Annotated in this window: 1 protein-coding gene; it reads right to left on the reverse strand. The window is 37.3% G+C overall.

Going from position 1 to position 989, the window contains the following annotated elements; genetic code table 11:
* Window positions 1-414: 414 nt before the first annotated feature.
* Complete coding sequence (locus tag PVK62_RS17315) at window positions 415-945, reverse strand: hypothetical protein (RefSeq protein ID WP_155663177.1); 531 nt, start codon at window positions 943-945, stop codon at window positions 415-417.
* Window positions 946-989: the final 44 nt, after the last annotated feature.

A 989-nucleotide genomic window follows, 5' to 3' on the forward strand; every position in this document is an offset into this window, starting at 1 on the left:
TAATTTGGAACTGATAAACCAAATATCCTAGCCACAATTGGGATTGAAAATGCTAAGAGGAAAACACTGATGCTGACTAAAATGAGGCAAAACCATGAACAATTGAAGCGTGAATTGGTTTCTGAAATCCATGAACTTTTGGCAATAATGGCCAATTGCCGAACCTGATGAAATGAAATCTAAAAGGCAGCAAAGAAAAAGGAAATCCACCCTACTTTCACGCCTAAAAAACTAATGGCTCAATCGCTGAACTGAGCCAAAAAACTGCGTTCTTAGAGTTCGTGTAACGCCTGCATAACACGTTTGCTACGATACAGACCTAATTGAATTTTACTGCCTTAATCACTGAAACTAAAGGCAAACTGACAACGCCGAGTGTAGCAAATCGTGTTGATGCATTTGTTATGTTTCGCCCTACAACGACTGACCAACTTCCCAAACGCACGCTACACAAGATACAGGTTTTACATACCTACTTTGTTTAGTATCGAACGTTACTTTATGAAGTGGCTTTACTTGATAATTAGGTAAACATTCAATATATGCTTGACGACCATCATCAGGTAATTGATGGTTAAATACGTCGACTAGAGCACAGAATAATCTTATACACTTTTCTTCTTTGATCCGACCAAGTTTTTCAATATCGTTTTGATATGCTGTCGTTGTATCTCGCAACTTAAATTCAATTGCTATGGTATAACCAGAATCCAATTTAAAAACTAAATCAGTTGGTCCGCCATTTTTAAGATCGCATTCCCTACACCATTCAACTGTCGTTTCACCAAAGATACTCTTTGATTCTTTGATAATTGCCTTACCGCATTCATATGCAAAAGCTAACTCAGGCATATGAAATATACCTTCCTGTGAAATATCAGATAGTTCTTTATTTTCACTCTCAGCCACAGAGCAGATTATCTGAGCGATACGATTAATATCCATATTTTCCCTTTAGAAACATAACGCCTGCATAACACGTTTGCTAC

Source organism: Aliivibrio sp. S3MY1 (assembly GCF_028765575.1).
Classification (GTDB): Bacteria; Pseudomonadota; Gammaproteobacteria; order Enterobacterales; family Vibrionaceae; genus Aliivibrio.